General features: G+C 59.9%; 26 protein-coding genes. 3 read left to right on the top strand and 23 right to left on the bottom strand.

Translation table 11 applies throughout. The annotated features are described in order from the left end of the window. Positions 1-11 precede the first annotated feature (11 nt). From LOY31_RS05860 to LOY31_RS05810, 11 genes are all read right to left on the bottom strand, one after another. Entirely contained in the window at positions 12-2,261 is a 2,250-nt protein-coding gene (locus tag LOY31_RS05860) for a phage tail protein (RefSeq protein ID WP_408980463.1), read from the bottom strand. After that, complete coding sequence (locus LOY31_RS05855) at positions 2,262-2,897, bottom strand: phage tail protein I (RefSeq protein WP_221532904.1); 636 nt, start codon at positions 2,895-2,897, stop codon at positions 2,262-2,264. It abuts the gene before it with no gap. Further along, positions 2,894-3,889: a baseplate J/gp47 family protein gene (locus LOY31_RS05850; RefSeq protein WP_085605253.1), complete on the bottom strand. Its 996-nt coding sequence runs from the start codon at positions 3,887-3,889 to the stop codon at positions 2,894-2,896. Before LOY31_RS05850 ends, LOY31_RS05855 begins: the two co-directional genes overlap by 4 nt. Next, positions 3,886-4,218 carry a phage baseplate protein gene (locus tag LOY31_RS05845; protein WP_221532905.1) on the bottom strand — a complete coding sequence of 111 codons (333 nt, stop codon included), beginning with the start codon at positions 4,216-4,218 and terminating at the stop codon, positions 3,886-3,888. Before LOY31_RS05845 ends, LOY31_RS05850 begins: the two co-directional genes overlap by 4 nt. 14 nt (positions 4,219-4,232) lie before the next feature. Beyond that, a complete protein-coding gene (locus tag LOY31_RS05840; protein ID WP_221532906.1) occupies positions 4,233-4,841 on the bottom strand; it encodes a phage baseplate assembly protein V in 609 nt (202 codons plus the stop codon). A gap of 3 nt (positions 4,842-4,844) precedes the next feature. After that, positions 4,845-5,366, bottom strand: coding sequence for a hypothetical protein (locus LOY31_RS05835; protein WP_221532907.1), 522 nt, complete (start codon positions 5,364-5,366; stop codon positions 4,845-4,847). 72 nt (positions 5,367-5,438) lie between these two features. Then, complete coding sequence (locus LOY31_RS05830) at positions 5,439-5,777, bottom strand: phage holin family protein (RefSeq protein ID WP_064593815.1); 339 nt, start codon at positions 5,775-5,777, stop codon at positions 5,439-5,441. Positions 5,778-5,954: 177 nt separating this feature from the next. Continuing rightward, positions 5,955-6,359, bottom strand: coding sequence for a tail fiber assembly protein (locus LOY31_RS05825; RefSeq protein WP_221532908.1), 405 nt, complete (start codon positions 6,357-6,359; stop codon positions 5,955-5,957). Positions 6,360-6,494: 135 nt separating this feature from the next. Next, complete coding sequence (locus LOY31_RS05820; RefSeq protein ID WP_221532909.1) at positions 6,495-6,911, bottom strand: tail fiber assembly protein; 417 nt, start codon at positions 6,909-6,911, stop codon at positions 6,495-6,497. Positions 6,912-7,044: 133 nt separating this feature from the next. Then, positions 7,045-7,467 (bottom strand): tail fiber assembly protein, encoded by a 423-nt coding sequence (locus LOY31_RS05815; protein ID WP_085605235.1) that lies wholly within the window; start codon positions 7,465-7,467, stop codon positions 7,045-7,047. 614 nt (positions 7,468-8,081) lie between these two features. Next, a complete protein-coding gene (locus LOY31_RS05810) occupies positions 8,082-8,816 on the bottom strand; it encodes an XRE family transcriptional regulator (protein ID WP_085605233.1) in 735 nt (244 codons plus the stop codon). 210 nt (positions 8,817-9,026) lie between these two features. Between LOY31_RS05810 and mutS the strand changes: the two genes are divergently transcribed. Together mutS and fdxA are read left to right on the top strand one after the other, a co-directional pair. Then, positions 9,027-11,609, top strand: coding sequence for a DNA mismatch repair protein MutS (gene mutS, locus LOY31_RS05805; RefSeq protein ID WP_258712962.1), 2,583 nt, complete (start codon positions 9,027-9,029; stop codon positions 11,607-11,609). A 163-nt stretch (positions 11,610-11,772) separates the two neighbouring features. Then, entirely contained in the window at positions 11,773-12,096 is a 324-nt protein-coding gene (fdxA, locus tag LOY31_RS05800; RefSeq protein WP_007908827.1) for a ferredoxin FdxA, read from the top strand. A gap of 489 nt (positions 12,097-12,585) precedes the next feature. Here fdxA and rpoS read toward each other — a convergent pair whose 3' ends face one another. The 8 genes from rpoS to LOY31_RS05760 form a co-directional block, all read right to left on the bottom strand. Further along, complete coding sequence (gene rpoS / locus LOY31_RS05795) at positions 12,586-13,593, bottom strand: RNA polymerase sigma factor RpoS (protein WP_007954831.1); 1,008 nt, start codon at positions 13,591-13,593, stop codon at positions 12,586-12,588. A 106-nt stretch (positions 13,594-13,699) separates the two neighbouring features. Further along, the gene (locus LOY31_RS05790; RefSeq protein WP_085605229.1) at positions 13,700-14,581 is read right to left on the bottom strand and encodes a peptidoglycan DD-metalloendopeptidase family protein; all 882 of its coding nucleotides are present in this window, start codon (positions 14,579-14,581) and stop codon (positions 13,700-13,702) included. Positions 14,582-14,792: 211 nt separating this feature from the next. Further along, positions 14,793-15,428, bottom strand: coding sequence for a protein-L-isoaspartate(D-aspartate) O-methyltransferase (locus tag LOY31_RS05785; protein WP_170844894.1), 636 nt, complete (start codon positions 15,426-15,428; stop codon positions 14,793-14,795). 41 nt (positions 15,429-15,469) lie between these two features. Further along, on the bottom strand, positions 15,470-16,219 hold the full coding sequence (gene surE, locus LOY31_RS05780) for a 5'/3'-nucleotidase SurE (protein ID WP_258712961.1): 750 nt from the start codon (positions 16,217-16,219) through the stop codon (positions 15,470-15,472). Next, positions 16,207-17,265, bottom strand: a complete 1,059-nt coding sequence (gene truD, locus LOY31_RS05775; protein WP_011332702.1) for a tRNA pseudouridine(13) synthase TruD — start codon at positions 17,263-17,265, stop codon at positions 16,207-16,209. Before truD ends, surE begins: the two co-directional genes overlap by 13 nt. Continuing rightward, positions 17,262-17,735, bottom strand: a complete 474-nt coding sequence (gene ispF / locus LOY31_RS05770; protein ID WP_007954821.1) for a 2-C-methyl-D-erythritol 2,4-cyclodiphosphate synthase — start codon at positions 17,733-17,735, stop codon at positions 17,262-17,264. Before ispF ends, truD begins: the two co-directional genes overlap by 4 nt. A 43-nt stretch (positions 17,736-17,778) precedes the next feature. Then, on the bottom strand, positions 17,779-18,624 hold the full coding sequence (gene fghA, locus LOY31_RS05765) for an S-formylglutathione hydrolase (RefSeq protein ID WP_258712960.1): 846 nt from the start codon (positions 18,622-18,624) through the stop codon (positions 17,779-17,781). Between the two features lie 55 nt (positions 18,625-18,679). Then, entirely contained in the window at positions 18,680-19,792 is a 1,113-nt protein-coding gene (locus LOY31_RS05760) for an S-(hydroxymethyl)glutathione dehydrogenase/class III alcohol dehydrogenase (RefSeq protein ID WP_007954819.1), read from the bottom strand. A gap of 115 nt (positions 19,793-19,907) precedes the next feature. Between LOY31_RS05760 and LOY31_RS05755 the strand changes: the two genes are divergently transcribed. Then, positions 19,908-20,804, top strand: a complete 897-nt coding sequence (locus LOY31_RS05755) for a LysR substrate-binding domain-containing protein (RefSeq protein WP_007954817.1) — start codon at positions 19,908-19,910, stop codon at positions 20,802-20,804. Here the strand turns inward: LOY31_RS05755 and ispD are convergent. The 4 genes from ispD to kdsA all read right to left on the bottom strand — a co-directional run bounded on the left by ispD (position 20,801) and on the right by kdsA (position 24,246). Then, complete coding sequence (gene ispD, locus LOY31_RS05750) at positions 20,801-21,508, bottom strand: 2-C-methyl-D-erythritol 4-phosphate cytidylyltransferase (protein ID WP_085605225.1); 708 nt, start codon at positions 21,506-21,508, stop codon at positions 20,801-20,803. The genes LOY31_RS05755 and ispD overlap by 4 nt on opposite strands. Beyond that, complete coding sequence (ftsB, locus tag LOY31_RS05745; RefSeq protein ID WP_003222158.1) at positions 21,505-21,783, bottom strand: cell division protein FtsB; 279 nt, start codon at positions 21,781-21,783, stop codon at positions 21,505-21,507. The genes ispD and ftsB overlap by 4 nt, the downstream gene beginning before the upstream one ends. Before the next feature lie 171 nt (positions 21,784-21,954). Then, on the bottom strand, positions 21,955-23,244 hold the full coding sequence (gene eno, locus LOY31_RS05740) for a phosphopyruvate hydratase (protein ID WP_007954808.1): 1,290 nt from the start codon (positions 23,242-23,244) through the stop codon (positions 21,955-21,957). Positions 23,245-23,400: 156 nt separating this feature from the next. Continuing rightward, positions 23,401-24,246 (bottom strand): 3-deoxy-8-phosphooctulonate synthase, encoded by an 846-nt coding sequence (kdsA, locus tag LOY31_RS05735; RefSeq protein ID WP_007954807.1) that lies wholly within the window; start codon positions 24,244-24,246, stop codon positions 23,401-23,403.

Genomic DNA, 24,246 nt, shown 5'->3' with positions numbered 1-24,246 from the left:
TCGCCCGGCGTCTATTCCACGTCCGTGATCCCAGCCGCGCAGAAACTCACCGCGAGACTCCGGCAAGCGGAAGTTGCCCGCGCCCTCATCGCCCTTGTTGAACTTTGTGCCGAGATACGCCGCCAGATCCGGATAGGTCGCAATGCTCTGCACGCTGCCATCCAGTTCCAGATAACCGGCAGGAACGACACCCGTTGGAAACGACAGAACAGCACCGACCGGAACCGAGGATTTGAGCTGCGCGACTTCATTGGCCAGTGCGGCGACGTCGATGTTTCCCTGATTGATCGGCGCGTTCCAGGCTTTGATGCACCACATGACGGCGAGGTTGCGTGGTCGCGCCTCACTGCCCCCGACGTGTTCATGTAGCTGGCGAAGTTGGAACTGCCTGTCTGCGTTCCATTGTCGGCAACGATACCCGCAGCGTTGGCGCCACCGGTATTGCCGAAAACGGGAATCCGGGTGTAGGTGTGGGCGTGAGCCTTGTTGTCATCCGCCTGCCAGCTACCGATCCCTCGACCGACATCAGTCCCGCGACCATGATCCCAGCCCCGCAGGAACTCACCGCGAGACTCCGGCAACCGGAAATTGCCGGTGCCCTCATCGCCCTTGTTGAATTTTGTACTCAGGTACGCCGCTAGATCCGGATAGGTTGCAATGCTCTGCACACTGCCATCCAGCTCCAGAAAGCCCGGCGGAACGATACCCGTCGGGAACGCCATGACAGCACCGACCGGAACGGCCGAGCCGAGGCGTGAGACTTCCTTGACCAGTGCCGCTACGTCGATGTTTCCCTGATTGACCGGCGCGTTCCAGGCTTTGATGCACCACATGACGGCGATGTTGCGGGGGCGGGTTTCTGTAGCGGCACCGAAATTGTAGGTTCTTACACGACCGATGGTCAGGTCAGGGTTGTCACCTTCCGTACGCAATACCCAATCCGTGGTTGTATCCTTCAATACAACAGTTGGAATCTCTCCATTCGGATCAGTGGCCTGCCCGCCACCCGAGCCTGTCGGAAGGAAATGGTAGTGAGCCTTGAGACTGTCTGACTGAGAACTGCCAGATGCACGCCCGGCATCCACACCCCGCCCATGATCCCAACCTCGCAAGAACTCCCCACGCGCTTCCGGCAAGCGGAAGTTCCCGACACCCTCATCCCCCTTGTTGAACTTGCCGCCCAGATAGGCGCTCAAGTCCGGGTAAGTCGCGCTGCTCTTGACGCTGTTGTCCAGCTCCAGGAAACCCGGCGGTGGCGAGTCAACCGGGAACGCAACAATCGACCCCACCGGCAACGCCGATGCCTTGGCAATCAGCGCCTCGACTTCAGCCTTGGTGTACGAATCCTTGATGCCAAACCCGGACAACGTGTCGGGATTCGACCCGGCCGTCGCACGGCCATATTCGTCGACGCTCAGACTCTTGTAAGTCCCGGCAGCAATCCCGGTGCGCCCTGCCAGCATCTTGAATGTCAGCGCGGTAGTGCCGAGCGTGATCGGCGCGTTGGTGGTCAGGTGCCACAGCGAATCGCCGTTGAGCGTGCCCTCTTCCACCATCACCGTCAGGCCTGGCGTGACCTTGGCGCTGACGTTGGCATCATTCGCCCGAATCCAGTTACCGTTGGCGACGATCCATAGGCCGTTGTCCTTGGCCAGGGTCTGATTCGGCAGCAACACGCGGTCACCGGCAATCACTGCCACGCCATCGATCTGCTGCGCACCGTTCAACACCACGTTGGCGGTGGCGGCGACACGTACCGATTGTTTGCCGTCGAGTTTGCCGAGTTCTTCGGCGAGGTAGCTCATGACCCAGGCGCGAGTGGCCTTGACCACCGTGTCGTCGATCAGCAGCGTCACCAGCGAGGCATTGCTGGTCTCGAAAATCGAGCGGATGTAGAACTCTTTGCCCGAGCCGGAGGTGGCCAGCACCGGCTTGAACGACTCCGGGTATTTGACGATCGCGTAGAGAATCCCGGTGTCGGTCCACAGGCCGGCTTCACGCACGTACCAGCCACCGACGTCCGGCGGGATGGTGACTTCGGCGAGCAGCCAGCTCGGATTTTTCTCGTCCTGGAACAGCGCGTTGAGCGGTCCGCGCCAGACTTCGCGTTTGAGCGCGGTAGCCGTCGCGGCCGGGTTGTAGACCGCGCCGCCGCCGTCGCCGACGGAAATCTGCGTCAGCTTGATCGGTACGCCCGCTGCCTTGCAGGCGGTTTCGTAGGCAATCCCTGCGTTGGTGAGCAGGGTGTAATAGTCAGCCATTCAGGCCCCCTGAGGATAAATAGTGGATGTTTCGACGGTGTACAGCGCAGCCGCCATGAAGGCCTCGCCAGATGTCTCGAGCCCTTCTAGGAACACCGGATAAACCGTGGTCAGCTCACCGCAGAAAGTCGCGGCGCCGATGACGTGATTGCCGAAGGCGCTGAGGCCGACCGACACCGACAGCACGTCCCGCTCGCTCTTGGCATCAGCCAGGCGCCGGTCGAGACGGGCGTCGATTTCTTCGCTGTAGGGTTGTTCGCTGAAGGCTCGCACGGAAAAACTGTAAGGCTCGCCGGGCGGGGTCTGTTCGTACCAGGCGCGGATTTCCGGCCTGAGCTGTAAACCCTTGGCGGCGTTCTCCAGCGCCCTGCGAGTGCCGGCCTGGCGCGCGGTGGGCCAGGCCAGTTCGACGGTCAGGCGCTTTTCCGCTTCCGGTGCGTCGGTGCTCCATTCGGCAACACCACGATCCGCTGCGAGATACGGCAGGAACGTGACGGGTGTCGAGGCCGGGTTCATCAGCTCGGGAAACGGCGGCGCGACGCGATCAAGCAATGCGCCGAAGCCGATGTCGAGTGCCCGTTCCAGCGCCGAGCTGTTGGCCGGCAGCAGGGTCGGACGCGGTGTCTGATCGGTCATAGCGTCTGCACCTCGACTTCGACCGCCGTGCAGTACGGCGCTTGAAACGCCGAGCACACAACGGAATCCAGAGGTTCAAGAATCTGCAATTGCACGGCGCCGGCGCTGTGCAGCGTGTAGTCGATCCAGCTCGGATCGACCCGGCCTTCCAGGCGATGGCAGCTGTCGGCGTAGGCCTGCAAGTGTTGCTGCGCGGCGACCTTGGTCAGGCCCGAATCCGGGCCGGAATTGATCTTCGCCACGACGCGGATTTTGTAGCGCTGAATCTCGGCGCCTTTGACTGTGACCTTGTCTGTCTCCGGACAAACATCGGGCCGGGCAAAGTGTTGGCGTACACCTTCGAGCAGCGTCGGGGACGGTGTACCGTCGCCCTCGCGGGCAAGCACGGTGACTTGCACTTCGCCGGGCGCGGTGCGGCGACCATTGCCATCCTTGACCTGCGCGGCGAGGCCGTCCGGATCGAAGGTGTAAGTGACGTTCACCACACCGGCATCGGTGGATTCGACTTTCACCGCCGGCCGTTCACCGAGGGTGAACACCTCACGGCGATACTGCATCCGCGAACCTGCCGCCGGCGCATGGGGCGCCAGGTAATAGCGCAGCCGGGCGTCATCGTCGCTCTCGTAAATCGCCGGTACCGGCGGGAATGCCGCCGGGTCGCCCGGATCGAGCAACTGTCGCTCCAGGCCCATGTCCGCCAGCCGTGCATCAAGGTTGCTGCCGGTGGCCCACCACGCCAGCATCTGCTTGATCCGGGCGTTGTATTTGCGTTCGTGGGTTTGCAGGCGGACGCAAAAAGCCTCAAGCGCGAGGGTCAGCAGTTCGCTTTCGTTTTCCAGACTGGTCTTGAGTTTTTCCGCGCTTTGCGGCGAGCGTGCGCCGACGTACTCGATGACGAAGGTCTTGAACTCGGCGAGCAGATCCTCGAAGGCATCGACCTTGATCAAGGAGGGTTCGGCCAACTGGTTCTGGCCGGGGATCAACATGCTCATGTCACAACCTCGAAAGTCTGTTGGCGGTTTTTCCAGGTGCCGGCAAACCGCAACAGCAATCCCGCGCCCTGCCGGGTGGCGACGATCACGCCGGGCTGGAAATCGCCTATGCCGTTCTGCGGGTTGTAAAACGCCTGGGCTGCGTGGCTCTGGGCGAGCAACAGGATGTCGTCGCCCAGGTTTTGCCCCAGCAGCGTGGGGATCATCGAACCGTATAAGGGCCGTTTTTGCCGGGTGCCCAGCGGCGTGGTCAGGGCCCGGGTCGCGCGCTGCACGAATTGCAGCCAGTCGTCGACCGTGGCCCCGCTGTCTCTATCGATTCCGATCATGGGAAGCTCTTGATTCAGGGGCTGATGACGCGGCCCTGGTGATCCACCAACGGGCCGCTGAAATGCACGCCCGAGGCGTCGATGGTCAGGCCGACCGCGCCCAGTTGCAGGTTGATCGCTTGCGGGGTCATCGCCAGCCGTGCCGGACCTATGCTCAGCTCAAGCGACTCGCGAGAACCGTTGAAGACGGCCGGACCGTTTTGCCAATGCAGGGTGTGCGTCGCGTCGTCGTAGCCGCTTTCGCTGCCGTCCTGATGGACGCGACGAGTCAACGTCGGGACCGTCGAGGTCGGCGGAAAACGGTCACTGTTCAGGCCGAACAGCGCCACGCTCTGTGCGCCGCTTTCGCCGCTGCCGTAGTTGAACAGCAGACACTGTTCGCCCACCGTCGGGATCCGCGACTCACTCTGCGCGCCGGCGCTGGGGTTGAAGAACTTGATGGCGGGTGTCAGCAATCCACCGTGGCTGACTTTGCAGGTGTTACTGGCGGCATCGACTTCCTGACAGATGCCGATACGGCAATAACTTTCGGCACGCCGGTGCAGGTCTTCGATCTCCGCTTCCATTTCCGCCAGGCGTTCAATGATCGGGCCCAGCTGCATTCGCAGTAACGCGTCGAACATCGGTCAGGCCTCCAGCGAGGTGTATTGGTCGGGGTCGTCGATGTCGCTGACTTCCCAGGTGCGGGCGAATTTCGGTGTGCCGAGCGGGTCGTCCAGCAAGGTCGGGCCCAGGTAGAGGGTCTGGTTGAACGACAGCGTCCAGGCTTTGTTCGGCTGATCGGCGCGGATGAGCAATGACGGCATTCCATCGATATTCATCGGCAGATCGCATTGATCGCCGGGCAGGCCCCAGCGGTTGTCGGTGACCAGGTTCTTCAGTGCGGCGATCAAATCGCACGCCGCAAACGCCGTGGCAGACCGCGCCGGAATGACTTGCAGCGACAGCGTCAGCACATGGGCAATGCGCCCATTGGCGGCGCGCTCCCCCGGTGCATTTCGCTCGATGTCGATCAACACCCAGGCCTTGTCGCCGGGAGCCGTGAAGTCATCGTGATTGCCGACCTGCACGTTCAGCTCGGAGCTGTTGCGCAAGGCTGTCGCCATCGCCGTGAACAGCTGCGAAGGCTGCTGGATCGGTGTGGGCATGCTTGACCTCCTTTTCTGATGTCCACGCGAAGTCCCGCCGCACAAGGTGCAACGAGGCAGGAAAGTGAAGGGTTACTGGGAGTCGCGGGGCGGGATTTCGCAGACGCCAATGCGCTTGGCGGCCCAGCGTTCATACAGACCGATGGCCACGTCGGCGCCGGCCATTGCCGTCAAGCAACCGATCGCGCACGCGGCCCAGATGGACATACCGGCGGCATACAGCAGCATGATCGCCGACACCCCGCAGATAACGCAGGCCCCGGAACGCAACGCGAGACGTCGGATCAACGCCCAGCCGCGGGCGCCCTCCTTGTCAGCGCGCCACATTTCGCCGGATACGCCGCCCACCAGGGCGAGCAGAATGACCAGCCAGATCGGCATGTCCGCCAACGCTTGTTGCTCGTTTGTCATGTCACGCCTCCTGGTGTGATGGATGAGTGGTGTGTGTTGGATTCAATCGTTTTCTCTTTAGGCAGGCATTCCAAAAAGCCCGGCGACGGGCCCGGGCTTTTCAGTAATGCGCTCCCGATGACTTAACTGGCTGAGCGCCTGGGACAGTCGCATCCGGTCAGTTGATATCGCAGGCTGTCAGTAAGGAGCTACTGGCCAGACAATATTTGCCGGATAACCCGGCTGCTTATCGATGTCGCTGACGGCAATCGAATACTGCTTGTGCGCCAGCAGCTGAGCCTCGTCCGCGGCCGAAGCGACGCCGAGGTCAACTTTGAACTGCAGGGAATTCAGCAGAAGCCAGTTGGCGGCAAAATTCAGCAATTGCCATTTCTGTTGCTCGGCTTCGTTACGCAGTTCTTCGTCGGACGGCGGGGTAAATGTCCAGACCTCATTAAAGGTCGCCGACCAACCCACACGAATTTCGCTGTTACCGGTGACATCAACCCAGAAGGACGTCGGCGAAGCCGGTGCGTCCGGGATGACCTCACTTTCTCTCAGCTGGGTGACTTTGCCGTATTCAACCAGTGCATAGAGATTCATGGTTTAACTCCTTGGTTTGTTGTTGATCCAGATGCATGCGGTGATGAAACCTGGCAGGCATTCCAAAAAAAGCCCGGCAATCCGCCGGGCTATTCAGTCATGCACTGCGGTCACTTGCGAACGATCAAACGGTGTTTATGGAACTTCAGGCCAAGTGATTGCCAGCGGATAACCTGGCTGCTTGTTAACGTTGCTCATATCAACGAAAAACTGCTTATAGGCCTGCAACCCCGCGATATCGGCAGGCGTCGCCAGGCCCAGTTCAACCTTCTGCTCCAGCGCGGTCGCAACCAGAGTGGCGTTGACGCGATCAAACCGGCGGGATCGTTCGGCGCGCAGTTGCATGGACAACTGCGATGGCTGCCCCCACATATCGCTGTCGGTAAAGGTCCAGACTCCATCGGTATTTACCGCGTTCCAGGAGTAGTCGATCTTGGGCAATGCGGTGACATCCACCCAGACCTGGCTTGCCGGAAAATCGTCGGTGATCGGATTGTTGGTTTCGAAAATGTTGTCGACCTTGCCATCCACAACACGCACGTACTTCTTCATGGTCATCATCCCTTTTGATTGCCGGTCTCCCGGCATTTCTGTTCCTGCCCAGAAGGCATTCCAAAAAGCCCGGCAACTCGCCGGGCTTTTCAGCAATGCATTCACGGAAACGGGATTTGATCGGTGCTGCGAATCAGAAAGGAGCAACCGGCCAAATGATCTGCGGAAACACTGCGTTGTTTTTCACTTCACTCAACGCAATGAAATACTGCTTGTAGGCAACCAGTGCCGCTTCCTCTGCCGGGGTGGCAACTCCCAGATCCAGCTTGTATTGCAGTGGGTTGAAATCCAGCCAGCGTGCGGCTTCGTCAAAGCGCAGTTGCATGCGACCGTTGGTGAATTGCTCCTGCTCTGCGGCCGTTGTCTCGAGATACTCTTCACCGGCAGGCCCCCACTGCATCTTCATCCCCGGTTGCACAGCATCGTTACCGGTGATGTTCCGCCATCCCGCGCTCGGTTCGGCAGCCGGGCCGGCTGGCGCTTCACCTTCAGTGTCCAGAACCTGGAGAACGACGGTGTAACCCATCGCAGTCAGTGTCAGTGCATATCGATTCATTCCAATTTCCTTATAAGCAGTTCTGAAGCGAACCCGGTTTGTGGATGTCTGTCAGTGCGAGACGACTGAACAGACTGTTTGCCGGATAGTCCGGCTGTTTTTTCCAACCTCCTCGGCCTGCTATTTTTCAGAGGAGGTTCGCGATGACATCTGGCAGGCATTCCAAAAAGCCCGGCAACTCGCCGGGCTTTTCAGTAATGCACTCCTTTGCCTTCCTTCAATCCTGTGTTTCTGAAGGAAGCTGACTTTTCGGCGCTACTGGCGCGGTACGAGTCCATTCAAATTGTTTTTCCGACCGCGGTCCCTGCCCGCCGGATAACTGCTTCTGGTGCTTTACGCTGCACACCCGGGTCAGTTGCCAACCCTCTGAACCGTTGAGGCCGGTTCATCGCTGCCTGTTCTTGTGGAACTAAAGAGCTGTTGTTGCCAGCCGCTTTGTCGAGCGGCTTGGTGGCAAGAATATGCATTGATGCATATACAGTCAATGCGTAAATGCATTTATTTATGCACAAGAAATGCGCGGACGCATGAAAGCCCCGCCATTCAAGGGTTGGCCGGTTTTCTTCGGGCGAAAAAAAACCCGCCGAGGCGGGTTTTGTCTGAGAGAGGGATCGTTATCGGGCGTACATGCCCCACCAGAAGACATGCCCGAGGATGACGATCTGCTCTTCCTGCATATCCTGGAAGCTGTAGTCCTCGTCCGGATGCTCATCGCGATTGAAGCTGCGCAGACGGATACCGGTAGGCAGACGATAGAGCTGCTTCACCCGTAATTGACCGTTGTGGTTGATCGCATAAAGGTCGCCATCAATGATGTCGCCGATCCCGCACTTGCCGGCATTAACGCCGACCGTGGCGCCGTCGCGCAGTACCGGCAACATGCTGTTGCCACGTACCGTCACGCATTTGGCCTGATCGAACTGCACACCGTTATGGCGCAGGCTGCGCTTGCCGAAGCGCAGGCTGGAGCGTTCGCTCTCTTCGATGACGAATCTTCCTGATCCAGCAGCCAATTCAACCTCGCGAAGAAAGGGCACCGACACCTCGTCATCATCGACTGGCGTGTCGTCGTCCCACAGGCTTATGTCCTTGAGTTCGGAATGCAACTCGTCGCGTCCGACGTTGGCGGCGGGCGCAACATCCGCGCGCCCGCGCAACTGATCGGTGCTCACGGCAAAGTACTCGGCGATCTTCGAGATGTGCTTATCCGAAGGATCGACGATCTTCCCGCTGAGAATCCGCGAGAGCGTGGATTGAGGCACGCCGGTGCGACGGTGGAGCTCCGTGGGGGAGATCCCGTGCTGGTCGAGCAGTGCTCTTAAGACGGTAGATACGTTGCGTTTTTGCATAACGCGCATAGTGCTTGAAGTTTTTCGTGAAGACAAATGCTGATTTGCATAAATCGTGCATAGTCGACCTTTTCAAGCCGGATAGCTGTCACCCAGCCGCGATGCCTGCGTACCACAGACCGCCCATGGTAACCTTGCGCCCATCGCGGAAATGCCCGGCCACTGCCGCGCTTTTGCCCCACACCTTTGAACGAGTTGCCTGACAATCCGATGAATAAAGCCGTCTCCGACCTGTCCTCCCACACCCCGATGATGCAGCAGTACTGGCGCCTGAAGAATCAGCACCCGGACCAGCTGATGTTCTACCGCATGGGCGACTTCTACGAGATCTTCTACGAAGACGCGAAGAAGGCGGCCAAGTTGCTGGACATCACCCTGACCGCGCGCGGGCAGTCGGCGGGTCAGGCGATTCCGATGTGCGGGATTCCGTATCACGCGGCGGAAGGTTACCTGGCGAAACTGGTCAAGCTAGGCGAGTCGGTGGTGATCTGCGAGCAGGTCGGAGACCCGGCCACCAGTAAAGGCCCGGTGGAACGTCAGGTGGTGCGGATCATCACCCCGGGTACGGTCAGCGACGAGGCGTTGCTGGATGAGCGTCGCGACAACCTGATCGCGGCGGTGCTGGGCGACGAGCGCCTGTTCGGTCTGGCGGTGCTGGACATCACCAGCGGCAACTTCACCGTGCTTGAAATCAAGGGCTGGGAGAACCTGCTGGCGGAGCTTGAGCGGGTCAACCCGGTCGAGTTGCTGATCCCGGATGACTGGCCAAAAGATCTGCCGGCGGAAAAACGCCGTGGGGTACGTCGTCGTGCACCGTGGGATTTCGAACGCGACTCGGCGCTGAAAAGTCTCTGTCAGCAATTCTCCACCCAGGACCTGAAAGGCTTTGGCTGCGAAACCCTGACCCTGGCGATCGGCGCCGCCGGTTGCCTGCTGGCGTATGCCAAGGAAACCCAGCGCACCGCCCTGCCCCATCTGCGCAGCCTGCGCCATGAGCGGCTGGACGACACCGTGGTGCTGGACGGCGCCAGCCGCCGCAACCTCGAACTCGATACCAACCTGGCCGGCGGTCGCGACAACACCCTGCAATCGGTGGTCGACCGTTGCCAGACCGCCATGGGCAGCCGTTTGCTGACCCGCTGGCTCAACCGTCCGCTGCGGGATCTGACCGTGCTGCTGGCTCGCCAGACCTCGATCACCTGCCTGCTCGACCGCTATCGCTTTGAAAAGCTGCAACCGCAGCTCAAGGAAATCGGCGACATCGAGCGGATCCTGGCGCGGATCGGCCTGCGCAATGCCCGTCCTCGCGACCTTGCCCGCCTGCGCGATGCACTCGGTGCGCTGCCTGAACTGCAAATGGCGATGACCGATCTGGAAGCACCGCACCTGCAACGCCTGGCGACCACCACCAGCACCTACCCGGAACTGGCGGCGCTGCTGGAAAAGGCCATCATCGACAACCCGCCGGCGGTCATCCGTGACGGCGGCGTGCTGAAAACCGGTTACGACAGCGAACTCGACGAGCTGCAATCGCTGAGCGAGAACGCAGGCCAGTTCCTGATCGATCTGGAAGCCCGGGAAAAGGCCCGCACCGGCCTCGCCAACCTGAAAGTCGGCTACAACCGCATTCACGGCTACTTCATCGAGTTGCCGAGCAAGCAGGCCGAGTCGGCGCCGGCAGACTACATCCGCCGCCAGACCCTCAAGGGTGCCGAGCGCTTCATCACGCCAGAACTGAAAGAGTTCGAAGACAAGGCGTTGTCGGCCAAGAGCCGCGCCCTGGCTCGCGAGAAGATGCTCTACGAAGCACTGCTGGAAGATCTGATCAGCCAGTTGCCGCCGTTGCAGGACACCGCTGGCGCGCTGGCCGAACTGGACGTACTGAGCAACCTCGCCGAACGTGCGCTGAATCTCGACCTGAATTGCCCGACCTTCGTCAGCGAACCGTGCATGCGCATTTCCCAGGGTCGTCACCCGGTGGTCGAGCAAGTGCTGACCACGCCGTTCGTGGCCAACGACCTGAGCCTGGACGACAACACCCGCATGCTGGTGATCACCGGCCCGAACATGGGCGGTAAATCCACCTATATGCGCCAGACTGCACTGATCGTGCTGCTGGCCCACATCGGCAGCTTCGTGCCGGCGGCCAGTTGCGAACTGTCGCTGGTGGACCGGATTTTCACCCGGATCGGTTCCAGCGACGACCTCGCTGGCGGGCGTTCGACCTTCATGGTGGAAATGAGCGAAACCGCGAACATCCTGCACAATGCCACCGAGCGCAGCCTGGTGTTGATGGACGAAGTCGGTCGCGGCACCAGCACCTTCGACGGTCTGTCCCTGGCGTGGGCAGCGGCGGAGCGTCTGGCGCAGCTGCGCGCCTATACTCTGTTTGCGACGCACTATTTCGAACTGACCGTTTTGCCGGAAGCCGAACCGCTGGTGGCCAACGTGCACCTCAACGCTACCGAGCACAACGAACGCATCGTGTTCCTGCACCATGTGTTGCCGGGGCCGGCGAGCCAGAGTTATGGCCTTGCGGTCGCACAGCTGGCCGGCGTGCCGAGCGAGGTGATCGTGCGCGCTCGTGAGCACCTGAGCCGCCTGGAAGATACCGCGCTGCCGCATGAGGCGCCGAAACCGGCCGCCAAGGGCAAACCGGCGACACCGCAGCAGAGCGACATGTTTGCCAGCCTCCCGCATCCGGTGCTGGATGAGTTGGCGAAACTGGATCTGGATGACGTGACACCGCGTCGTGCACTCGAAATGCTCTATGCACTAAAGAACCGGATCTAAGCACCGACGAACCGGATATAACGCAAACGGCTTCAAGCTGTTAGAATCTCGCGCGGTTTGGGATGCTGCTGGCTAATAGCCTGGCTGGCAGACATCGCTCCCGAACCTGGCGACCCCAACCGTGAAGGGGCAACGCTGCCGCCGCCTGAGGAGAAAATTAGAAATGACCTTCGTCGTCACCGACAACTGCATCAAGTGCAAGTACACCGACTGCGTAGAAGTCTGTCCGGTGGACTGCTTCTACGAAGGCCCGAACTTCCTGGTGATTCACCCGGATGAGTGCATCGACTGCGCCCTGTGCGAACCGGAATGCCCGGCCGTAGCCATTTTCTCCGAGGACGAAGTTCCGGAAGAGATGCAGGAGTTCATTCAGCTGAACGTTGAGCTGGCCGAAATCTGGCCGAACATCACCGAGAAGAAAGAATCGCTGCCGGATGCCGAAGAGTGGGATGGCGTCAAAGGCAAGATCAAAGACCTCGAACGCTGATCTGTCCCGCGTTTGAAGAAAAGGCCCCTCGCGGGCCTTTTTGCTTTTCCGGGTTTTGCTTTTCTTCAGGCAAAAAAAGGGGCGGTTTGACCCGCCCACATTTTTTCCCTATTCCCTGTGTTCCTTTTCATCGTCCTGATGAATCGCTTCCTGCGATGTCCGTTCCCCTCTTCCCTGAAGGGCGTGTCTATCCGTCGACACAACCCAGATACTAGAGATTTCCCCGCCGGGGGCAACCGGCCTCCAGCGCACGAACCTGTTGTCATAAGCCCTTCACATTAAAAAATAACCATATAAATCATTAAGTTATAAATCAACAACGAGCGTAATCGCCTTCAGCGGCAGTGTAAAAATAACGAACACTTACGATACAGTCAGCAAAGGCTTACAACGCAAACCTACAAGCTGGGAACGTATCCGCGCTTTCAGTGCGTCAACAAAAAGCCCCGAACCAGTCGGGGCTTTCTGCATAGCGGTCATGCGGGTGGCTTATTGAAACAGCGACTCGCTCGACAGGCCGTTTTTCTCGAGAATTTCCCGAAGGCGCTTGAGGCCTTCCACCTGGATCTGTCTCACCCGTTCCCGGGTCAGGCCGATCTCCAGGCCTACATCTTCCAGCGTGCTGCTCTCGTGGCCGCGCAGGCCGAAGCGGCGCACGACCACCTCGCGTTGCTTGTCGGTCAGTTCCGAGAGCCATTGATCGATGCTCTGCGAAAGGTCGTCATCCTGCAGCAGTTCGCACGGATCGGTCGGACGGTCATCCGTCAGGGTGTCCAGCAGGGTTTTATCCGAATCCGGACCCAGCGAGACGTCGACCGAAGAAACCCGCTCGTTCAGGCCCAGCATGCGCTTGACCTCGCCCACCGGTTTTTCCAGCAGGTTGGCGATTTCTTCGGGTGAAGGTTCGTGGTCGAGCTTTTGCGTCAGCTCCCGTGCAGCCCGCAGGTACACGTTGAGCTCCTTGACCACATGGATCGGCAACCGGATGGTCCGGGTCTGATTCATGATTGCGCGTTCGATGGTCTGACGAATCCACCAGGTCGCGTAGGTCGAGAAGCGGAAGCCGCGCTCGGGATCGAACTTTTCCACCGCGCGGATCAGTCCGAGGTTTCCCTCTTCGATCAGATCCAGCAGCGACAGCCCCCGATTGACGTAACGCCGGGCGATTTTGACCACCAGCCGCAGGTTACTTTCGATCATGCGCTTGCGCCCGGCAGGATCGCCACTTTGCGACAAGCGCGCAAAATGAACTTCTTCTTCCGGGGAGAGCAGTGGGGAAAAGCCGATTTCGTTGAGGTACAGCTGCGTGGCATCGAGTGCCCGAGTGTAATCGATGTACTTGTGTTGTTTAAGTGAAGCGGAGTGTTTGGATTTGGCACGAACGGAAGGTGGAGCAGCCCCTTCATCATTCGACATCGAATCCGAATCGATGCCGGTCTCCATCAGGAGAACCTCATCGTCGATGTCAAACTCCGGCACTTCTTTACTGAGAGCCATTGTTATAGTCCTTTGGTGAGTTCGACCCCAAGCTCAAGCGACGCCTTCATCCTTGGCAACGCTGGAGCCTGTCCCCTCTACGCGACGGAACAGGCTGGTCTGCAAATCAACGTCTTGGCAGGAACTGCAGCGGATCTACAGGTTTACCTTGTCGGCGAATCTCAAAATGCAGTTTCACCCGGTCTGTACCCGTTGACCCCATTTCGGCAATTGTCTGTCCGACCTTGACCTGCTGTCCCTCCCGTACCAACAGCCGACGGTTGTGTCCGTAAGCACTGACGTAGGTTTCGCTGTGTTTGATGATGACTAATTCGCCGTAGCCCCTTAAGCCACTCCCGGCGTATACCACCGTCCCATCAGACGCAGCTAAAACAGGCTGTCCCAAATCTCCGGCGATATCAATTCCTTTATTCAAACTACCGTTTGAAGAGAATTTACCAATCAGAATGCCATTAGATGGCCATCCCCAGCCGGTCGGGGCCGGGCCCGGTGGAGGCAGCGGAGCGGGTGTTTGCTTGTTGGCGACGGACGGTACAACCGTAGTGGAAGCCGCGCCCGAACCCGTGGTTGTGGTCGTTGTCGTGCCATTTGCCTGGCGCCGGATAACCGTGGTTTTGCTGGACGAAGACGCTGAGGAACCGGAGTTGGTGACGACCGCCGTCGACGTTGAACCGGTGCGGCCATCGAAGCGAATCGTCTGACCCGGATGGATCGTGTATGGCGTAGGAATATTGTTCCGGGCGGCGAGGGCTTTGTAGTCCCAGCCGTAGCGAAAAGCGATGGAAAACAAAGTATCGCCCGGACGGACTACATACTGCCCGGTCGTCACGACCGGACGCTGGGCCACCGCATTGTTGCGATCGACGACCCGAACGTTGTTCGATTTTGTGCTGGAGCAACCGACCAGCAAGGTGCTCAAGACAAGGCCAGTCACCAGGCGCTGAAAGCTCGTGTTACCCATACGCTGCGCAATGACTGTGAGACTCACCCGCCGCTCCCTTTGTGGTGGCTGAAAAATGTGGAATGCCGATTCCGGCATGAAACTTCGCAAGTATAACGGGCGCAACCGGCTTTACCTTTATAGAAGCGCTATCGCCCGGCGCACACGTTTGCTTGTAGACGATCCATCCTGTTTAAACATTCGCTGCCGCTGTAAGACAGGCGCGTTCGACAGGAATTCAGCGGTCCCGAACAAATGCTCAGGCCAGCGGACCGTTGAGCAATGGCACGAAACGCACCGCCCCGAGAACGTGTCGGGAGAAGCCGTTTTCTTCGCGCACGATCAGCATCAATTGCTGCACTTCACCGGAGCCGACCGGGATCACCATCCGCCCGCCCGGTGCCAGTTGATCAAGCAGAGCCTGAGGCACATCGGTCGCCACCGCCGTGACGATGATGCCGTTATACGGCGCCAGCGCCGGCCAGCCTTCCCAGCCATCGCCCCAACGAAACACCACGTTGCGCAAGTTGAGCTCGACCAGGCGTTCCTTGGCCCGATCCTGCAGCACCTTGATGCGCTCCACCGAGAACACCCGCTCGACCAGTTGCGACAGCACCGCCGTCTGGTAACCGGAACCCGTGCCGATCTCCAGCACCTTATCCAGCGGCCCGGCCTCCAGCAGCAGCTCGCTCATGCGCGCCACCATATAAGGCTGGGAAATGGTCTGGTTGTTGCCGATCGGCAGCGCGGTGTCTTCATAGGCACGGTGCGCCAGCGCTTCATCGACGAACAGGTGTCGCGGGGTGCGGCGGATCACTTCCAGCACGCTGGCGTTGGAAACGCCCTCTTCGTACAGACGCTGGATCAGGCGCTCACGGGTTCGTTGGGACGTCATCCCGATGCCGCTGCGCAGCCTGTCGTCTTGTTCACGAGCCATCAGTTGAGCCCCTCCAGCCAGCCGTCGAGACTTCTGAAGGCATCATTGAAGGTGCGATCGAGCTGCAACGGAGTGATGGATACGTAACCTTGCATCACGGCATGGAAATCGGTGCCCGGCCCGCCGTCTTCCGCATCACCTGCCGCTGCGATCCAGTAACCGGCCTTGCCGCGCGGGTCCACGACTTTCATCGGTGCCGCCGCAAGGGCGCGATGGCCGAGACGGGTCAGTTGAATGCCGCGAATGTGATCGATCGGCAGATTCGGAATGTTCACGTTCAACACCGTGCGCGGTGGCAGATCGAGCCCGGCGTGGGCCTCGACCAGTTTGCGCGCAAAGTAGGCAGCCGTGGGCAGGTTGTCGACCTGGCGCGAAACCAGCGAGAAGGCAAACGACGGGCGCTCGAGAAAGCGGCCCTCGAGGGCGGCTGCCACCGTTCCGGAATACAGCACGTCATCACCCAGGTTGGCGCCCAGGTTGATACCCGAAACCACCATGTCCGGCTCGCGTTCGAGCAACCCGTTGAGCCCCAGATGGACGCAATCGGTCGGTGTGCCATTGAGGCTGATAAAGCCGTTGGCCAGGTATTGCGGATGCAGCGGACGGTCGAGTGTCAGCGAGCTGCTGGCACCGCTCTTGTCCTGTTCCGGGGCGATAACCACGCACTCGGTGTAATCCGCCAGCGCAGCATAAAGCGCGGCAAGACCGGGCGCAGTCACCCCATCGTCGTTAGAAATCAGAATACGCATGGGCTGTCCGTCTGCCCCACCGGCACCAGATCAACGAGTTCGCGCACCAATACGGTGGCGAAGCATCCGGCCGGGAGGACGAATTCCAGTTGCAGAATGTCAGGCTCGGGATAATGCCACGTCAACCCGCCAATGGGCAGCCGCAGGATGCGACGTTCGTGGCTCATACCGGCATTAATCAACCAATCGCGCAGATCCGCCTCGCGTGCGGCAATTCCCTGCTCCAGATCATGGACAACCCCGGCCGCCGGCGAGTCACCTTCGCCCCACTGCGGGCCGGTCGGATGCAGGTCGAGAATCGCCAGGCGCGGGTCGCTGCACTCGGCCTCACCGGCCGGGAAAAAGCTGCGGCTGTCGGTAAACGCCAGCAGATCGCCGACCTGGGCACGCTGCCAGGTGCCATCGGCGACCCGCGCCGCGAGCACCTGATTGAACAGAAAACTGCGCGCGGTCGACAGCAGGCGTGAACGCACATTGCGTTGTTCCGGCAGTGCCTTGCGCGCGGCCCACGAACGGGCATCGACGACGTTGCCGCCGTCATGGCCAAAACGCTGGGCGCCGAAGTAATTCGGGATGCCTTGTTTGGCGATCAGTTGCAGACGCTCGTCGATGGCAGCCTTGTCGCCATTGAACTGGGTCAGGCGCAGGGTGAAACCGTTGGCCGAATGCGCACCGCGCTGCAGCTTGCGCTTGTGGCGGGTGGTCTTGAGGATTTTCAGCGTGTCGTTTTCCGCCGCCGACAGATCCGGATCGGCCTTGCCCGGGAGTTGCACGCTGAACCACTGACGGGTCAGCGCCTGACGATCCTTGAGCCCGGCATAGCTCACCGTACGCAGCGGCACACCGGCGGCCTTGGCGATACGGCGCGCGGCTTCTTCAGTATTCAGGCCGCGCTTTTCCACCCAGATCCACAGGTGCTCGCCGTCACCGCTGAACGGAATGTCGAGGACTTCATCGACCTGGAAATCTTCGGCGATGGCTTTCAGTACCGCGGTGCCGAGGGCGTCACCATAGGCCCGCGGGCCGAGCAGTTGCAGTTCGTTCATGCGCGCAGCAACAACGCAACGGAATGCACGGCGATGCCTTCTTCGCGACCGACGAAGCCAAGCTTCTCGGTGGTGGTGGCTTTCACGTTCACTTGATCCAGTTCTACTTGCAGATCCGCGGCAATCAGCGCGCGCATCGATTCGATATGAGGGGCCATCTTCGGTGCCTGGGCAACGATGGTGTTGTCGACGTTGCCGACCTTCCAGCCTTTGGCGTGGATCAGACTGACCACGTGACGCAGCAGCACTCGGCTGTCAGCACCCTTGAATTGCGGGTCGGTGTCCGGGAAATGCTTGCCGATATCGCCCAGCGCAGCGGCACCGAGCAAGGCGTCACTCAAGGCATGCAGCAGGACGTCACCGTCGGAGTGAGCGAGCAGCCCGAAGCCGTGTGCGATTCGCACGCCGCCCAGAGTAATGAAATCGCCTTCAGCGAAACGGTGCACATCATAGCCGTGGCCAATACGCATAAAAAAACGCCCCGAATTTTGTCAGGGCGTGATTCTACCTGCATTAACCCTTCAGGGCGCGTGCGTGATGCTGCAAGTGGTCGTCAATGAAGCTCGCGATGAAGAAATAGCTGTGGTCGTAGCCCGGTTGCAGGCGCAACGTGAGCGGATGACCCGCTTGTTTTGCCGCTTGTTGCAGGGCTTCCGGTTTGAGTTGGGTGGCGAGGAAATCGTCGCGATCACCCTGATCGACCAGCAGTGGCAGTTTCTCGTCCGCTTCGGCGATCAGTGCACAGGCATCCCACTCGCGCCACTTCGAACGGTCTTCGCCCAGATAGCGGGTGAATGCCTTCTGGCCCCACGGGCAGTCGATCGGATTGTTGATTGGCGAAAACGCCGAAACCGACTGGTAACGACCCGGATTGCGCAACGCACAGACCAGCGCACCGTGACCGCCCATGGAATGGCCGCTGATGCTGCGCTTGTCCGACGCCGGGAAATGCGCTTCAACCAGTGAAGGCAATTCCTGCACGACATAGTCATGCATCCGATAGTGCCGCGACCACGGTTCCTGCGTGGCATTCAGATAAAACCCGGCACCGAGGCCGAAATCCCAGGCGCCATCAGGATCGCCCGGGATATCCGGACCACGGGGGCTGGTGTCCGGCGCCACGATGATCAGGCCGAGCTCTGCCGCCATGCGCATCGCGCCGGCCTTCTGCATGAAGTTCTCGTCCGTGCAGGTCAGGCCCGACAGCCAGTACAGCACCGGCAACTTGCCGCCCTGCTCTGCCTGCGGCGGCAGATACACGGCAAACACCATGTCGCAACCCAGCACTTCGGAACGATGGCGATAGCGCTTGTGCCAACCGCCGAAACTTTTCTGACAGGAGATGTTTTCCAGACTCATGTAGGACTCCTACGCAGCCACGGCTGCACATCGGCAGCCGTGGCATCGCGATTGATCAGAAATGAATGACGGTGCGAATGCTCTTGCCTTCGTGCATCAGGTCGAAGGCTTTGTTGATGTCTTCCAGGCCCATGGTGTGAGTGATGAAAGTATCCAGCGGGATTTCGCCGCTTTGCGCCATGTCGACGTAGCTTGGCAATTCGGTACGGCCACGCACGCCACCGAACGCCGAACCACGCCAGACGCGGCCGGTGACCAACTGGAACGGACGGGTAGCGATTTCCTGGCCGGCACCGGCCACACCGATGATGACCGACTCGCCCCAGCCTTTATGGCAGCACTCGAGGGCTGCGCGCATCAGTTGCACGTTGCCGATGCATTCGAAGGAGAAATCGACGCCGCCATCGGTCATGTCGACGATCACTTCCTGGATCGGACGATCGAAGTCTTTCGGGTTCACGCAGTCGGTCGCACCCAGTTGCTTGGCGATTTCGAACTTGGCCGGGTTGATGTCGATGGCGATGATGCGCGAGGCCTTGGCTTTCACCGCGCCAATCACGGCAGACAGACCGATGCCGCCGAGACCGAAGATGGCCACGGTGTCACCTGGTTTGACCTTGGCGGTGTTGATCACTGCGCCGATACCGGTAGTCACGCCGCAACCGAGCAGGCAGACCTTTTCCAGCGGCGCATCCTTGGAGATCTTGGCCACGGAGATTTCCGGCAGCACGGTGTACTCGGAGAACGTCGAAGTACCCATGTAGTGGAAAATCGTTTGTCCCTTGTAGGAAAAGCGCGAAGTACCGTCCGGCATCAGGCCCTTGCCCTGAGTGGCGCGAATGGCCTGACACAGGTTGGTCTTGCCCGACTTACAGAATTTGCACTGGCCACATTCCGGGGTGTACAGCGGAATCACGTGGTCGCCGACGGCCACCGAGGTCACGCCTTCGCCGATCGCTTCGACGATGGCGCCGCCTTCATGGCCGAGGATCGACGGGAAGATACCTTCCGGGTCAGCGCCGGACAGGGTGTAAGCGTCAGTGTGGCAAACCCCGGAAGCCACCACGCGCAGCAACACTTCACCGGCCTTGGGCATGGCGACATCGACTTCTACGATTTCCAGCGGCTTCTTGGCCTCGAAGGCAACGGCGGCGCGCGACTTGATCATGCTGACTCTCCAGTGAATCCATTGAATAAAAACCAGACAGGGAGTGTAGTCCAGCGCTGCTTGATGAATAATCCGGACAAAAGCAAAACATTATTGCCATACAGGGATAATCCCGATGTCTGAAAACCGCTGGGAAGGTATCGACGAGTTCGTCGCCGTTGCCGAATGCAGCCAGTTCACTGCCGCTGCCGAACGCCTGGGCGTTTCTTCCTCGCACATCAGTCGACAAATCGTACGACTGGAAGAGCGTTTGCAAACGCGACTGCTGTATCGCAGCACCCGGCGCGTCACGCTTACCGAAGCCGGCCAGACCTTCCTGCAACATTGCCAGCGTCTGCAGGATGGTCGCGAAGAAGCGTTGCGCGCAGTCGGCGACCTGACCAGCGAACCCAAAGGCATGCTGCGCATGACCTGCGCCGTGGCGTATGGCGAACGCTTCATCGTGCCGCTGGTGACCCGGTTCATGGGGCATTACCCGCAACTGCGCATCGATATTGAACTGACTAACCGGCAACTCGATCTTGTGCATGAAGGCCTGGACCTGGCGATTCGTCTTGGGCGCCTTCAGGATTCCCGTTTGGTGGCGACTCGCCTGGCACCGCGGCGCATGTATCTGTGTGCATCGCCTTCCTACCTTGAACGGTACGGACGCCCACACAGTTTGTCGGAACTGGGACGACACAATTGCCTGATCGGCAGTTCGGACATCTGGCAGCTTGAACAAAACGGGCGGGAATTTTCCCAGCGGGTACAGGGAAACTGGCGCTGCAACAGTGGGCAAGCGGTGCTCGATGCGGCACTACAAGGTGTCGGCTTGTGTCAGTTGCCGGACTATTACGTGCTGGAGCATCTGCACAGCGGTGCGTTGATTTCTTTGCTGGAGGCGCATCAACCGCCGAATACGGCGGTGTGGGCGCTGTATCCGCAGCAACGGCACTTGTCGCCGAAGGTGCGCAAACTGGTGGATTTTCTCAAGGAAGGTTTGGCCGAACGGCCGGAGTACCGGATTTAACGACGATTGGTCCAGCGCTGACGCAACCATTCGAGGTCTTCGGGGCGGGTGACTTTCAGGTTATCCGCACGGCCTTCGATCAGGCGCGGCGCCATGCCGGCCCACTCCATCGCCGAGGCTTCATCGGTGATCACTGCATCCGCCACCAGACTGTCGGCCAAAGCCCGGTGCAGCGCACCGAGGCGGAACATCTGCGGCGTATAGGCTTGCCAGATCACACTGCGATCGACGGTTTCCACCACCCGACCGTGCTTGTCGACCCGTTTCAAGGTGTCCTTCGCTGGCACGGCCAACAGGCCGCCGACCGGATCGTTCGCCAGCTCAGCGAGCAATTTGTCGAGATCGTCACGGCTCAGATTGGGCCGTGCCGCATCGTGCACCAGCACCCAGTCCTCGTCGTCGGCACCTTGGGCATGCAGATGAAGCAAGGCGTTGAGCACCGAGCCGGAACGTTCGGCACCACCGTCAACACGCTGAATTCGCGGATCGCTGGCGCTGGCCAGGTTCGGCCAATAGGGATCATCGACGGCAAGACTGACCACCAGGCCCTTCAGGCTCGGGTGATCGAGGAAACAGCCGAGGCTGTGTTCGAGAATTGTGCGCCCGCCCAGTTGCAGGTATTGCTTGGGACGGTCCGCGGCCATACGGGCACCGACGCCCGCGGCAGGAATCACGGCCCAGAAGGCCGGCAGGGAATCGATCATTGGGCCAACTGGTAAAGGGTTTCGCCGTCCTTGACCATGCCCAGTTCGTGACGAGCCCGCTCTTCAACGGTCTCCATGCCTTTCTTCAACTCGCTGACCTCGGCGTCCATCACCCGGTTGCGCTCCAGCAGGGCTTCGTTCTCGGCGTGTTGATCAGCAATCTGCTGATTCAGTTCGGCGACTTGCGCCAGACTGCCATTGCCCACCCACAGGCGGTACTGCAGACCGGCCAGCAGCAAGAGCAAAACGAGAAACAACCAGTAAGGACTGCGCATCGAATATCAGGTATCCAGTGAAAAAAGACAGCCACGCCAAAACTTTGAAGCATCTGATAGCACGAAGCCTGGAATATCCAGGCTTGTGCATATAAGGCATCAGATTAGTGGCAAATCCATCGCTGTCACGACTTTTCCGACACAATCCGGTGTCTTTCTATCATTTACTGCTCAGCCGCGAAACTCGCTGCGACCGTTGTACTTGGCCTTGCCATTCAACTGCTCTTCGATACGCAGCAGTTGGTTGTACTTGGAAACGCGGTCGGAACGGCACAGCGAACCGGTCTTGATCTGGCCAGCCGAAGTACCCACAGCCAGGTCGGCAATGGTCGAATCTTCGGTTTCGCCCGAACGGTGCGAGATCACGGCGGTGTAACCGGCAGCCTTGGCCATCTGGATGGCTTCCAGGGTTTCAGTCAGGGTGCCGATCTGGTTGAACTTGATCAGGATCGAGTTGGCGATCTTTTTATCGATGCCTTCTTTCAGAATCTTGGTGTTGGTCACGAACAGGTCGTCGCCTACCAGTTGGGTCTTCTCGCCGATCTTGTCGGTGAGGATCTTCCAGCCAGCCCAGTCGGACTCGTCCAGACCGTCTTCGATCGAGATGATCGGGTAACGCTCGGTCAGACCTTTCAGGTAGTCGGCGAAACCTTCAGCGGTGAACACCTGGCCTTCGCCGGACAGGTTGTACTTGCCGTCTTCGAAGAACTCGCTGGCCGCGCAGTCCAGAGCCAGGGTCACGTCGGTGCCCAGCTTGTAACCGGCGTTGGCAACAGCTTCGGAGATCACTTTCAGTGCGTCTTCGTTGGAAGCCAGGTTCGGCGCGAAACCGCCTTCGTCACCAACAGCAGTGCTCAGGCCACGGGCCTTCAGCACAGCTTTCAGGTGATGGAAAATCTCGGTGCCCATGCGCAGACCTTCCGAGAAAGACTTGGCGCCAACCGGCTGAACCATGAATTCCTGGATGTCGACGTTGTTGTCGGCGTGTTCGCCACCGTTGATGATGTTCATCATCGGAACCGGCATCGAGTACACACCCGGGGTGCCGTTCAGGTTGGCGATATGAGCGTACAGCGGCAGGTCCTGATCCTGTGCAGCTGCCTTGGCCGCAGCCAGGGACACGGCGAGGATGGCGTTGGCGCCCAGGGTCGCTTTGTTTTCGGTACCGTCCAGCTTGATCATCGCGTGATCCAGCGCTTTCTGGTCGCTTGGGTCGGTGCCCAGCAGCAGATCGCGGATCGGACCGTTGATGTTGGCTACCGCCTTGAGCACGCCCTTGCCCAAGTAACGGCTCTTGTCGCCATCACGCAGCTCGAGCGCTTCACGCGAGCCAGTGGATGCACCGGACGGCGCGCAAGCGCTGCCGATGATGCCGTTGTCGAGAAGCACGTCCGCTTCCACGGTGGGATTGCCACGGGAGTCGAGAACTTCACGACCTTTGATGTCGACGATTTTTGCCATTGTTGTAAACACTCCAAAGTTGACGAAAACGACGCAGCTAGAGGAAATCTTTTTACCGTCGGCAAGTGGTGTGCAGCGGGCAGCTTGCAGACGACAACGCTCATACCCGAGGGCATGAGCGACAAATCGTGCGGTACTTTACCGGAGAATTGAGGTTTACGCGGTTTCTACCGTCGGAAAACTCTTCACCAGTTCGTCCAGGGCTTTGAGCTGGGCCAGGAATGGCTCCAGTTTGTCCAGACGCAAGGCGCAAGGGCCGTCGCATTTGGCGTTGTCCGGATCCGGGTGCGCTTCGAGGAACAGGCCCGCCAGCGACTGGCTCATGCCAGCCTTGGCCAGGTCGGTGACCTGGGCGCGGCGACCGCCGGCGGAGTCGGAACGACCGCCAGGCATTTGCAGCGAATGGGTCACGTCGAAGAATACCGGGTACTCGAACTGCTTCATGATGCCGAAGCCGAGCATGTCGACCACGAGGTTGTTGTAGCCGAAGCTCGAACCGCGCTCGCAGAGGATCAACTGATCGTTACCCGCTTCCACGCACTTGTTCAGGATGTGTTTCATTTCCTGAGGCGCGAGGAACTGGGCTTTCTTGATGTTGATCACAGCGTTGGTCTTGGCCATCGCGACGACCAGATCGGTCTGGCGCGACAGGAAGGCCGGCAGCTGGATGATGTCGCAGACCTCAGCGACGACCGCGGCCTGGTCAGGCTCGTGGACGTCGGTGATGATCGGCACGCCGAAGGCTTGTTTGATGTCCTGGAAGATGCGCATGCCCTCTTCCAGGCCAGGACCGCGATAGGAGGTCACAGAAGAACGGTTGGCCTTGTCGAAGCTGGCCTTGAAAACGTAAGGGATGCCGAGCTTTTCGGTGACCTTCACGTACTCTTCGCAAACCTGCATGGCCATGTCACGGCTTTCCAGCACGTTCATGCCGCCGAACAGCACCATGGGTTTGTCGTTGGCAATCTCGATGTCGCCGACGCGGATGATCTTCTGTGCCAT

This window comes from Pseudomonas sp. B21-021, assembly GCF_024749205.1.
GTDB lineage: Bacteria > Pseudomonadota > Gammaproteobacteria > Pseudomonadales > Pseudomonadaceae > Aquipseudomonas > Aquipseudomonas paraglycinae.
Note: the sequence above shows the minus strand (reverse complement) of the source record. Positions and strands in the feature narration are given on the sequence as shown.

Bases quoted from the DNA above. Each gene is read 5' to 3' on its own strand.
- LOY31_RS05860 (WP_408980463.1), bottom strand. From the start codon at position 2,261: ATGGCTGACTATTACACCCTGCTCACCAACGCAGGGATTGCCTACGAA.
- LOY31_RS05855 (WP_221532904.1), bottom strand. From the start codon at position 2,897: ATGACCGATCAGACACCGCGTCCGACCCTGCTGCCGGCCAACAGCTCG.
- LOY31_RS05850 (WP_085605253.1), bottom strand. From the start codon at position 3,889: ATGAGCATGTTGATCCCCGGCCAGAACCAGTTGGCCGAACCCTCCTTG.
- LOY31_RS05845 (WP_221532905.1), bottom strand. From the start codon at position 4,218: ATGATCGGAATCGATAGAGACAGCGGGGCCACGGTCGACGACTGGCTG.
- LOY31_RS05840 (WP_221532906.1), bottom strand. From the start codon at position 4,841: ATGTTCGACGCGTTACTGCGAATGCAGCTGGGCCCGATCATTGAACGC.
- LOY31_RS05835 (WP_221532907.1), bottom strand. From the start codon at position 5,366: ATGCCCACACCGATCCAGCAGCCTTCGCAGCTGTTCACGGCGATGGCG.
- LOY31_RS05830 (WP_064593815.1), bottom strand. From the start codon at position 5,777: ATGACAAACGAGCAACAAGCGTTGGCGGACATGCCGATCTGGCTGGTC.
- LOY31_RS05825 (WP_221532908.1), bottom strand. From the start codon at position 6,359: ATGAATCTCTATGCACTGGTTGAATACGGCAAAGTCACCCAGCTGAGA.
- LOY31_RS05820 (WP_221532909.1), bottom strand. From the start codon at position 6,911: ATGAAGAAGTACGTGCGTGTTGTGGATGGCAAGGTCGACAACATTTTC.
- LOY31_RS05815 (WP_085605235.1), bottom strand. From the start codon at position 7,467: ATGAATCGATATGCACTGACACTGACTGCGATGGGTTACACCGTCGTT.
- LOY31_RS05810 (WP_085605233.1), bottom strand. From the start codon at position 8,816: ATGCAAAAACGCAACGTATCTACCGTCTTAAGAGCACTGCTCGACCAG.
- mutS (WP_258712962.1), top strand. From the start codon at position 9,027: ATGAATAAAGCCGTCTCCGACCTGTCCTCCCACACCCCGATGATGCAG.
- fdxA (WP_007908827.1), top strand. From the start codon at position 11,773: ATGACCTTCGTCGTCACCGACAACTGCATCAAGTGCAAGTACACCGAC.
- rpoS (WP_007954831.1), bottom strand. From the start codon at position 13,593: ATGGCTCTCAGTAAAGAAGTGCCGGAGTTTGACATCGACGATGAGGTT.
- LOY31_RS05785 (WP_170844894.1), bottom strand. From the start codon at position 15,428: ATGACGTCCCAACGAACCCGTGAGCGCCTGATCCAGCGTCTGTACGAA.
- surE (WP_258712961.1), bottom strand. From the start codon at position 16,219: ATGCGTATTCTGATTTCTAACGACGATGGGGTGACTGCGCCCGGTCTT.
- truD (WP_011332702.1), bottom strand. From the start codon at position 17,265: ATGAACGAACTGCAACTGCTCGGCCCGCGGGCCTATGGTGACGCCCTC.
- ispF (WP_007954821.1), bottom strand. From the start codon at position 17,735: ATGCGTATTGGCCACGGCTATGATGTGCACCGTTTCGCTGAAGGCGAT.
- fghA (WP_258712960.1), bottom strand. From the start codon at position 18,624: ATGAGTCTGGAAAACATCTCCTGTCAGAAAAGTTTCGGCGGTTGGCAC.
- LOY31_RS05760 (WP_007954819.1), bottom strand. From the start codon at position 19,792: ATGATCAAGTCGCGCGCCGCCGTTGCCTTCGAGGCCAAGAAGCCGCTG.
- LOY31_RS05755 (WP_007954817.1), top strand. From the start codon at position 19,908: ATGTCTGAAAACCGCTGGGAAGGTATCGACGAGTTCGTCGCCGTTGCC.
- ispD (WP_085605225.1), bottom strand. From the start codon at position 21,508: ATGATCGATTCCCTGCCGGCCTTCTGGGCCGTGATTCCTGCCGCGGGC.
- ftsB (WP_003222158.1), bottom strand. From the start codon at position 21,783: ATGCGCAGTCCTTACTGGTTGTTTCTCGTTTTGCTCTTGCTGCTGGCC.
- eno (WP_007954808.1), bottom strand. From the start codon at position 23,244: ATGGCAAAAATCGTCGACATCAAAGGTCGTGAAGTTCTCGACTCCCGT.
- kdsA (WP_007954807.1), bottom strand. From the start codon at position 24,246: ATGGCACAGAAGATCATCCGCGTCGGCGACATCGAGATTGCCAACGAC.